Genomic DNA, 9,955 nt, shown 5'->3' with positions numbered 1-9,955 from the left:
AAGCGCTCAGAGCACACAGGCGAGCGAATTCAGCGGAACGAAGCTCAGCCCGATAATGGGGGACAGGAACCGCCGTGGTACGGATCCGTTTGCCCGGTGGTGTGAGAGGACGGGGGAGGCGACTCCCCCTCCTACTCGATTTGCGCTTTTATATGCAAAAACGATCGACGATAGAAGCCGCTTCTGGCAGTCAACGTTTATTCCATGTAACACTATTGTAAAGCTATTCTCTAAGCCGTTATGGCGAGAGAATTCCCAACAAAGTGCCATGGAGAGACGGCCATTAAACGCTCATCTGTGTTTTCTAATATCCATAAACCTATCTTTTTTGGGTCTTTGGGCCTGCTACTTGCAGTGACGCTTCCGCTCATACTGTTTCCAGAGATGGGCCGCGTCTGGGTGATGGCAGCGCAAAGCTTCGTGACCACTAACTTTGGCGTGCTCTATCTCGCCATGGGGGTCGCTTCGCTGGGCTTTATGTTCTACATCGTGTTTAGCGATATAGGGCAAATCAAACTGGGCGATGTAGACGCCGAGCCGGAGTTTTCGCTGCTCTCCTGGGGCGCGATGTTGTTCGCAGCAGGCATCGGCGGGGCGGTTGTGTTCTGGGGTATGGTCGAGTGGATGTACTACCTGCAGAATCCTCCCTTTCATATTGAGCCTTTCTCTGAAGAGGCAACCGCATGGGCAGCGACTTACGGTATGTTCCACTGGGGCCCTATTGCTTGGTCGATCTACCTTGTACCCGCACTGCCCATGGCTTACTTCCTGCACGTGCGTAAACATAAAGTGCTACGCATCAGTGAAGCCATTCGCCCCGTGCTAGGAGAGAAACTGGCTAGAAGCTGGCTGGGCAACATTATTGATATTCTATTTATTTTTGGCATGCTGGGTGGCGGCGCAACGTCGCTAGGTATTCTGGTACCGTTGATCAATGAAGGGCTGGGTGGTCTGTTCTCCTTCACCCCTAATGCCACCAGCCAAATTGCGGTACTGGTAGGCACCACGGCGATCTTTGCGGTAAGTGCATGGCGCGGTTTGAAGGGCGGCATCGAGATGCTGTCAGATATCAATATGTGGCTTGGTTTAGCCGTGCTGCTGTTTGTCTTGGTGATGGGGCCTACCGTCTTTATTTTGGATACTGGCCTAAACTCCATCGGCTTAATGCTCAGCAACCTGGTTCAAATGGCGACGTGGACAGAGCCTTTCGGTGATCTGAATGGCTTCGAAGACACCGGTTTCCATCAATCCTGGACGATTTTTTATTGGGCTTGGTGGTTGGTATTTGCGCCAACCGTGGGTCTGTTTATTGCGCGCATTTCGAAAGGGCGCCGCATCAAAACCATGGTGGCCGGATCAATTTTCTTTGGCTCACTGGGCTGCGCGCTGTTTTTCATCATCCTGGGCAACTATGGCCTTTACCTACAGCTTTCAGGCACGCTGGACGTTATCCAGGTGATGAACGATCAGTCAGCTAATGCGGCCTTTTATGCGGTGCTGAGCCAACTGCCGCTCTCTTGGCTGGTGACGTTAGCAGTGGTGATTCTGCTGTCTATTTTCACTGCCACTACCTTTGATTCGATTGCCTACATTCTCTCTTCTGCCGCAGAAAAGAAGCTCGATAAAGAGCCAGCGCGGTGGCACCGCCTGTTTTGGGCCTTCACGCTGTCCCTGCTGCCAATGTCTCTGCTGTTCTTAGGAGGGCTGCAAACACTACAGACCGCTAGCATTGTGAGCGGTGTGCCGCTGCTGTTGATTTCCATGTTGCTGATGGTTTCTATGGTTAGGGCGGCGCACTACGATTTGCGCTTCCAGCCCGACTACGATGAGCCAGAAATCAATATCGAAGAGTTTCCGGAAAACGATCCATGGACCGAAAAGGGCACTTGGGAGTTACCCGATGAGCAGGGCGGTGAGCCCAGTAAGTCTTAACCGACTGGACAGCTACTCCTAATCTTTTAATGCCCTAACCACTATTGGCCATCCCGTTATCGGGATGGCTTTTTTGTCTCTGGTGTGTCGTCACTGCTACTGGCGAGCGTGCTGGGCAGGTCTGCCAGCTGCGCTTGCAAGGAAGCCATGCGCTGCCATAGCTGCTCTTGCCAGTGCTCACTGTCTCGCGTTTGCTGCTGCTGAGTTTCCAGTCCTTTGTGCGCTTTCTCTAGCGACTCTTCGAGCGTGCTGCGATGGGTATGCAGCTCACCGTTTTGGCGCTCAAGCTCGGTGATGCGCTGCTTGAGCAAGCTACACTCTTGCTGATAACCCTGAAGAGCGTCATTTTTTTGCTTCAGCTCATGGCTCAGCGCATCTGCTCGTTGCTCCCACTGCTGTAGGCGCTTCTGCAACGCTCTCTCTTCCTGGGCGCGCTCTTGTCGTAACGTATCCAATAGCGCCATCAACTTTCCTTCTGATGCCTCGTTACGCTGCTCTTCTTGGGCTAAGCGCTGCTCCCAACTCTTCTGCTGCTCTTCGAGCTTTTCACTGTAATGCGTTTGCGCTTCTTTTAGCGCTTGCTGGGTTTGGTCTAGCTGATGGCGGTGTTGGGCAGCTTCCTGGCGGAGATTTTCTGCTTGTTGCTGCCAGTGGCGCTCATTGGCTTGGCTCTCTGCCAGCTCTCGATTAAGCGTTTCAAGGCGCTCTTCGGTCTGGCGAAAGTGAGCAGCCAGTGCGCTTTCACGCTGCTCGGCGTTTGCCGCCTGCTGTAGAGCTTCGGCTGCTGCCTGTTGAGCACTTTCTACTTGCTGATTGGCATCTTCACGGTAGTGAACCAGCGCTTGGTTAGCGACGTCTTGGGCCTCGCGCCATAGCTCGCTGGCGACATTAACGACTACTTCAGGCACGCCTTTGGGGGGCGGTACATCCCGGTTCTGCTCACGCTCGGTACGCCATAAGCGGAAATGCTCACTGATGGTCGTAAAACTACCGGTGCCGAGCACTTCTCGGATGCGCTGCACGCTGGGTGTGTCCCCGCGGGCAAGCAGCTTATCAATCGCGTGCTGGACGTCACTGTACTGAATTCCGCTGCGTGCCATGGTCGTCATCCTTTGCAGTTAGAGAGCGCTATTGTCGTGGTTGTGTCTGAAAAAAACAATAATTACGTAATACATAAAACGTAATATTATTTATTTTATAGTGTATAAATTCAAGATTACGCCCATTATCTTGAGTTTTATGGGGCGTAGCGCCACACTTAACCCATTGAATAATGAAGAAGAGAGCGCTGAAATGCCAAGCCTGATAGAGGAGGAGCACTGGTCAACAAGCCAATCTGTCCTCGCGTCTACTCAGTACCCGCGAATCGAGGCGGAAAATGACTACCAAGCCGTGCGGCTATGGCTGGCGGAGTACCGTGACAGCCCGCAAACGCTAAAAAGCTACCGCCGAGAAGCAGAGAGACTGCTGCTTTGGCTGGCCAGTCAAAGGAAAGGCTTACGCGATATGAACCGCGAGGCGCTGCGCCAGTTTGAAGCTTTTCTAGAAGACCCTCAGCCGCGGGCGGCGTGGGTGGGGCCTTCAAAGCCAAGAGAGCATCCTGAGTGGCGGCCATTTAGAAATGGACTGTCGCCCGCTAGTCGCCGGCAAAGCTTGATTATTCTTCAGGGCTTATTTAGCTGGCTGGCAGAAGCAGGGTGGGTTAGGCATAACCCCTTTGTTCTGATGCGCGATAAAGCGCGACGGATGAATAATCAGTCGCAGGCCGTAGAGCGCTATCTGGAGCAACCGCTGTGGGCCTGGTTTTGGCAGTGGTTAAACCAGCCTTTGAGTAGTAATGATGCTCGCCTCATTTACGAGGATGCGCGTCGACGTTTCATCTTTAGCTTTGCCTATTTATTGGCTCCACGTATTAGTGAGATGGCCAGCGCCCAAATGGATGATTTTCATGAGGTGGAGGGGCGCTGGTGGTGGAGTGTGATAGGCAAGGGTAGTAAACAGGCTCGTATACCGGTGCCTGATGACATGCTGGAGAGTTTGAAAACATGGCGGGCAGCGCTAGGGCTAAAGGCACTGCCAAGCTACCATGAGCCAGCGCCAATCATTCGTGCGCTGGATAAACGCCGAGGCATTAGCGATAACCAGCTTTACCGATTGATTAAGGAAACCTTTGCCAAGGCCGCTGATGTGCTAGAAGAGGAGGGCGGTAAGCCTGCGTATGTGAATGCGCTTCGCCGAGCAACGCCTCACTGGCTGAGGCATACGGCGATCACTCATCAAGCCCAATCCGGCGTTAGCCTGCGTTACTTAGCGGAAAGCGCTCGCCATGCCAAGCTAGATACCACCAGCCGTTATTTGCACACCGAAGCCGATGAGTGGCATCAAGAGCAGCAGCGCCACCGCTTGAAAACGCCCCCAAAAGCAGGGGCTGAAACGTTATAATAGCCGCGACTGTGATTCATCAACGCAAAGGATACGCCATGGCAACTTCAGGCGCAGAGCTAGCCCAACAGGAGCTGGTCGAAGAGTTTGAGATGTTTGATAACTGGATGGACCGTTATCAGTACATTATTGATATGGGAAAGCAGCTGCCTGACTTTCCGGAGGAGCGTCGCACGGAAGAATATAAAATCCAAGGCTGCCAATCCAACGTGTGGATGTGCCATGAACAGGCAGGCGACAAACTGGTGTTCAAGGCTACATCGGATGCTGCCATCGTATCAGGGCTAATTGCCGTGTTGCTGCGTATCTACAGTGAGCGCACAGCCGAAGAGATCAATCAGACCGAGCCGCATTTCTTGAAAGATCTCGGGCTTGATAAGCACCTTTCACCCACGCGCAGTAACGGCCTGCACGCCATGTTAGAGCGTATCTATCAGGTGGCTAAGCAAGGATAAACGTTAGTGGCGGCAGGAGGTTGAGCGGCAACGCTCAGTAGGGCGGTCGTCATCTTCACGGCAGAGCGCTTCGCTGCGCCCACCGGGCACAGGGTCCATGCCGCCTGGGCTACCTGGGTGGCATTTCACGATGCGTTTGGCGGCCATCCAGCCGCCTTTGAAAGGGCCGTGCACCTGGATGGCCTCGATGGTATAGGAAGAGCAGCTTGGCCAGAAACGGCAGCGAGGGCCAAGCAGTGGGCTGATGGTGTATTGATAAACGCGAATACAGCCTACCATCACTGCTGTTAGCAGCTTTAGAAAAAACTGTTTAATGGCGAACAGCCAATTTTTCACGGCGCTTTTTTGCCGTATAGCGTGGCCGGGTCAATCAATGGCTCGCTGGTAATCTTGGCGCTGTCTGCACCGAGCGACACATAAAAGCAGCTGCGACGGCCGGTATGGCACGCGGGACCAGTTTGCTCCACCTGAACCAGCAGCGTATCACCATCGCAATCTAGCGCTGCGCTTTTAAGGCGCTGTTGCTGGCCAGATGTCTCACCTTTGCGCCATAGCTTTTGGCGCGAGCGTGAGAAGTAGCAAACTCGCTGCGTTGTCAGCGTCTCTTCCAGGGCTTCTCTGTTCATCCACGCCATCATCAGTACTTCGCCCGTATCATGTTGCTGGGCAATGGCGGGAATCAGGCCGTCTTCATTAAAGCGAACGGCATCTAGTAGCGTTGCAAGCTTGGGCAGGGAGGTTGTTGTGGTCGCTGACTCTAACGCCTTAAAAAGCTGTTGAGGGGCGAGTTCATCAAATTGGGACATTAGGCATTACTCACGGATCGGCATGCTTGACATAAGCCCTGAAGCTCAATCGTTTGGCGCTCAACGTTGAAGCCTTGGCGCTGGGCCAGGGCGGCAAGCTGATCGCTAATTTCATCAAGGTGCAGCTCTTCGACGTAGCCGCACTGGCGGCAGATGAGTAGCTGGAAGCCATGGGCGTGCTCTGGGCATGCGCAAGCCACATAGGCATTTTGCGATTCAATGCGATGCACCAGCCCCTGTTCGATCAGAAATTCCAGCGCGCGATAGACAGTAGGCGGGCGGGCAGCAGCATGCTCAGTGGAGAGCTGATCCAGCAGATCATATGCTTTGAGGCCGCCACCGTTTTCTGCGATAAGCTCAAGTACCCGGCGGCGTATCGGGGTAAACCGAACGCCGCGCGTGTGACACTGAGATTCTGCTTGCTGCAATAGCGTATTCGCTTCAGTCATTAGATAACTCGTTGAACGTCTCGCGTGTAGTCTACGCCGTTGCCGAGGGTGTGTCAGGGTTATCGACCAGCTCGCTTTTACGCGCAAAATGGTGCTGGGCGAACGCTACGCGCTTAGCCACCGGCACGTTATCAGGCTGACGCTCAATCAAGTCCAGCCGGCGACGTAGTCCCTCACCGTTGGTCATTTGAATTGCCAAGCCGGGGCGGGCGTTGAGCTCCAGTAGCATTGGCCCGTGTTTACGGTCCAACACCATATCGGTCCCCAGGTAGCCAAGGCCGGTCATCTCGTAGCAGCCTGCCGCCAGGTGAAGGAGAGTTTCCCACTGGGGCACGACAAGGCTTGCCAGGTCATGCCCCGTATCGGGGTGGCTATAGCAAGGGCGGTCAAACTGCACACCCCGTAGCGCTGCTCCAGTGGCGATATTCAAGCCAACCCCGACAGCCCCTTGGTGAAGGTTAGCTTTGCCATCGGATGCCGCCGTGGAGAGGCGCATCATGGCCATCACCGGATAGCCTTTAAAGACAATCACGCGAATGTCAGGAACACCCTCGTAGGTGTACTCAAGTAGGCTTTCATCAAAGTTAATCAGCGTTTCAATGACCGCTACATCGGGCGAGCCGCCTAATGAATAAAGGCCCGAGAGAAGGTTTGAGACGTGTCGCTCAATGTCTTCCATCGTCAGGCTGGTACCACTGGGTTTGTAGAAAAGGCCATTTTCTACCTTTTCAATAACAAGAATACCCTTACCACCACTCCCTTTGGCCGGCTTGACAACAAAACCCTGATGGCCGTCAAGCATGTCCCTCATATGCTTAACGCCAAACTGTGTCGTCACCGTACCGATGAGTTCGGGCGTGGTAATGCCATACTGCTGAGCCAGTAGCTTTGTTTTGAGCTTGTCATCCACTAGAGGATATAACCGGCGCGCATTGTACCGGCCAATATAACGAATATTACGCCGGTTCATGCCCACAATGCCTTTATCCCGAAGGCGGGTCGGCCACGTCCAGTTTTTTAGCCAGCTCATGAAGGCTTCTCATCTTCGGTAATGGGTTTGAAACGACGAAGTTCCAGCAGGCGATAGCCCGTGTAATTACCCAATAGCAGAATAAAGGCCATCAAGATGAGCTGCACACCCAGGAAGTTGAAGGTGATGTGGCGTACCCACGGGTTATTCATTGCAAGGAATGCCAGCACCGCTGTTAGCAGGCTGCCACCGCCCTGTACCAATACCTGTTTGGGACCTTCTTCTTCCCAAAGGATCGACATCCGCTCAATGGTCCACGCCAAGATGATCATCGGGAAGAACGTCACCGTTAACCCGGCACTCAAGCCCATGCGGTAGGCCAGTACGGTAAAGATCGAGATGATGGCAATAACCGTAATAATGACCGCCGAGACCCTCGCGACTAAGAGCAAATTGAGGTACGAGAGATAATTACGGATGATTAAGCCGACCGCCACGATGAGCAGGAAACCAATCAAACCGGTCAGTAGGCTGGTTTGAATAAACGCCAGAGCAATCAGTACAGGCATAAAGGTCCCTGACGTTTTCACACCCACAAGTACGCGCAGGAATACAACCACTAGCGCACCGATCGGGATCAGCAGGATCGTCTGGAATAGCGCCTGCTCTTCCAGCGGCAGACTGTGAATCGAGAAGTTTAGCAGCGTGTCGTCGGAGTAGTGGTTACGCACCGCCGCCGAAGCAGGCTGGTAGTGGGTTAGCATTGAGAAGGAAACACGGGAATTCGTGCCACCTTGAACCTCAAGCACCGCACGACCGCCAGTTTCCCATAATAGCAAGTTCTCGGGTTGACCCTGTTCGCCGGTCGCTGGGTTAAACAGCGTCCACTCTTCAGCAGTTTGGTCAAACACCTGAATCCAACTACTGAGGGTTTGACGGCGACGACCATCTTCCAGCAGTAAGCCGCTTACTTCTCTGGCCTGCACGCCTGCTTGATTCAGCAAGCGCACAATCAGAGCTGACGGTTGCATTTGGGTTAGCAGCAGGCGCGCATTTTCTCCCTGACGCTCTCCATTAATATCGAGAATTAACTCGCGGGCAAACGTAGCGTTATTGGCGCTACGATCCCAAGCACGATCAATTAGCTGGCTAGCGGCCGTATCGTAGGGGCTTTCCCAGGGAGTAACAGCAGGGATGCCGGGCGGCGTTTGTATGGGAGCGCGAGAGTCAGGTGATACCAGCATCTGAACGGAGTAATAGAGCTGCTGGCTGCCCACCGCTTCACGGATGGTCCACTGCGCCCGCCGACCCAGCTCATCTGCCAGGTAAGCCAGCCCATAGCCAGAAGATGCCGTGTTTTCGGTCAATACACGGAATCCTGCCTGGTGGGATGGCAGCGCTAGATCGACCTGTACCGGGCCATTTTGAGCGTTGAAGTTAATAACCGCTTCAATCTCCCATACTTGACGCTGCTCGCCTGGAAACCAGGGAATCTCAAACTGCAAATGGCGATGCACGCTGGCGACGATACCAACCAGCAGCAGCAATCCAACGATAAAATAAAATGGCAACCGTGACATGGCGATTCCTTTCAGCGTAAAGCGGCAGGGGAGTGTGATTACTCTTCAGTATCGTCTTGATCGGCCGCTTCATCATCAGCCGCTTCTTCAGAGGGTTCGCCACCCGGGAATTCGGGGCGGTCATGCAGATAGGTTTCAGCAACGTCGATCGTTGCTATATCCATCATGAAACGACGCCCAAGCAGTACCGGATAATCCAGATGCGAGCGGTCGTTCAGAGTGAACTCGACGTTTTCACGAATTGGCCCTAAAGTCATCAACAGTGAAATTACCGGGCGGGACTCTTCGCCAGATGCTTGGATGATTTTAACGCGGCGTTCAATAGGCGCCTCAATCCACTCGTCGCGAATCTGCTCTACAACCACGTCATCTTCATTCAGTGCCAGCTTAAAGCGCACCCAGTCTTCACCATCACGCTCAAAGCGAGTGATTTCGGAAGCAGATAAGGATGACGTATTGGCTCCTGAATCGACCCGCGCCTTTAAATAGGTGCCAATGCTAGGCAGGCCCACCCATTCGCTGCGGCCAAGCAGTGTTTTATTATCTTCGGGCTCTTCAACACGGCACTCTTCGCGAATAATGACGGGATCTTCGCTACGCGCTTCCAAACTGGCAACTTCTTGACGTAAATGGCGCAGCAGGCTGCCCACCTCACGAACATCTGCCGTCAGTACCTGCTGCTGGCTGAGCTGCTGCTCAATGAACGCGGTAGAGGCGTCGCACTGCTGGGCCAGTGATGTCTCAAGCTCAAGGATGCGGGTATTAAAAGACGCCTCGCTTAACGGCGGTGGCTCATTTGACTCTGGCTGTGTCACTGCGCAGCCTGCAAACGACATCGACAAACCGGCCATTAGCCATAAAACACCTGAGCGCATAACGAGGGATATCCTTGGACAATAAGAGCACGAATGATAAGGAGAAGGGTGACCGCTTGTCCATCCAACATGGCTGCGGTTTTTCATTCGTCTAGTTTAGCTGATTTAACATAATATATATTATGCGAACTCTGCTGATCAGTTGCTTGAGCAAATAAAGCCCATTACCTGGCAAACCATATGCGCTACCCGCTCGATATTGATGTAGCTGGGCGTCTATTAAGTTTCACCATGGATGACTGGATGTACCTGCAGCCGGATGGTCGGCTGATCAATACTTAGCAAAGCGAGTAGGGTGAGGCGTCTCCGCCTCATCCCTCTCACAGAACCGTACATACGGACCACGTATACGGCTCATGCCATTAACTTACCCCGAATTCGGGGACAGTGATGCCGGTTCTGACCCTGGTCAGATCCAATAACCGTAAGTCATTATGCAGGTAGGC

At 53.5% G+C, this 9,955-nt stretch carries 11 protein-coding genes; 4 read left to right on the top strand and 7 right to left on the bottom strand.

The window, feature by feature from the left end:
- The first annotated feature begins 240 nt into the window (after nt 1–240).
- On the top strand, nt 241–1,932 hold the full coding sequence (locus AC13CN_RS09440) for a BCCT family transporter (RefSeq protein WP_062363340.1): 1,692 nt from the start codon (nt 241–243) through the stop codon (nt 1,930–1,932).
- Nucleotides 1,933–1,988: 56 nt separating this feature from the next.
- On the opposite strand, the gene AC13CN_RS09435 is transcribed toward AC13CN_RS09440, so the two are convergent.
- A complete protein-coding gene (locus AC13CN_RS09435) occupies nt 1,989–3,032 on the bottom strand; it encodes a DNA-binding protein (protein WP_054641212.1) in 1,044 nt (347 codons plus the stop codon).
- Nucleotides 3,033–3,171: 139 nt separating this feature from the next.
- On the opposite strand from AC13CN_RS09435, the gene AC13CN_RS09430 reads away from it, so the two are divergent.
- Nucleotides 3,172–4,374 (top strand): tyrosine-type recombinase/integrase, encoded by a 1,203-nt coding sequence (locus AC13CN_RS09430; protein WP_228219120.1) that lies wholly within the window; start codon nt 3,172–3,174, stop codon nt 4,372–4,374.
- 38 nt (nt 4,375–4,412) lie between these two features.
- The gene (locus AC13CN_RS09425; protein ID WP_044629113.1) at nt 4,413–4,829 is read left to right on the top strand and encodes a SufE family protein; all 417 of its coding nucleotides are present in this window, start codon (nt 4,413–4,415) and stop codon (nt 4,827–4,829) included.
- 3 nt (nt 4,830–4,832) lie between these two features.
- On the opposite strand, the gene yidD is transcribed toward AC13CN_RS09425, so the two are convergent.
- From yidD to AC13CN_RS09395, 6 genes are read right to left on the bottom strand one after another with little or no spacing between them, the layout of a single operon-like run.
- The gene (gene yidD, locus AC13CN_RS09420) at nt 4,833–5,108 is read right to left on the bottom strand and encodes a membrane protein insertion efficiency factor YidD (protein ID WP_289109010.1); all 276 of its coding nucleotides are present in this window, start codon (nt 5,106–5,108) and stop codon (nt 4,833–4,835) included.
- Between the two features lie 53 nt (nt 5,109–5,161).
- Nucleotides 5,162–5,635 carry a phosphoribosyl-AMP cyclohydrolase gene (gene hisI / locus AC13CN_RS09415; RefSeq protein WP_054645021.1) on the bottom strand — a complete coding sequence of 158 codons (474 nt, stop codon included), beginning with the start codon at nt 5,633–5,635 and terminating at the stop codon, nt 5,162–5,164.
- Nucleotides 5,635–6,084, bottom strand: a complete 450-nt coding sequence (locus tag AC13CN_RS09410) for a transcriptional repressor (protein ID WP_044629111.1) — start codon at nt 6,082–6,084, stop codon at nt 5,635–5,637. The genes hisI and AC13CN_RS09410 overlap by 1 nt, the downstream gene beginning before the upstream one ends.
- A gap of 31 nt (nt 6,085–6,115) precedes the next feature.
- Nucleotides 6,116–7,114, bottom strand: a complete 999-nt coding sequence (locus AC13CN_RS09405) for an alpha-L-glutamate ligase-like protein (RefSeq protein ID WP_044629110.1) — start codon at nt 7,112–7,114, stop codon at nt 6,116–6,118.
- On the bottom strand, nt 7,111–8,634 hold the full coding sequence (locus AC13CN_RS09400; protein WP_044629109.1) for an inactive transglutaminase family protein: 1,524 nt from the start codon (nt 8,632–8,634) through the stop codon (nt 7,111–7,113). Before AC13CN_RS09400 ends, AC13CN_RS09405 begins: the two co-directional genes overlap by 4 nt.
- A 38-nt stretch (nt 8,635–8,672) precedes the next feature.
- On the bottom strand, nt 8,673–9,509 hold the full coding sequence (locus AC13CN_RS09395; protein ID WP_044629108.1) for an ATP-dependent zinc protease family protein: 837 nt from the start codon (nt 9,507–9,509) through the stop codon (nt 8,673–8,675).
- Nucleotides 9,510–9,689: 180 nt separating this feature from the next.
- Between AC13CN_RS09395 and AC13CN_RS09390 the strand changes: the two genes are divergently transcribed.
- Complete coding sequence (locus tag AC13CN_RS09390) at nt 9,690–9,791, top strand: DUF3833 family protein (RefSeq protein WP_228219121.1); 102 nt, start codon at nt 9,690–9,692, stop codon at nt 9,789–9,791.
- Nucleotides 9,792–9,955 lie beyond the last annotated feature (164 nt).

The sequence above is a fragment of the Vreelandella sp. L-25 genome (genome assembly GCF_056857535.1).
Note: the sequence above shows the minus strand (reverse complement) of the source record. Positions and strands in the feature narration are given on the sequence as shown.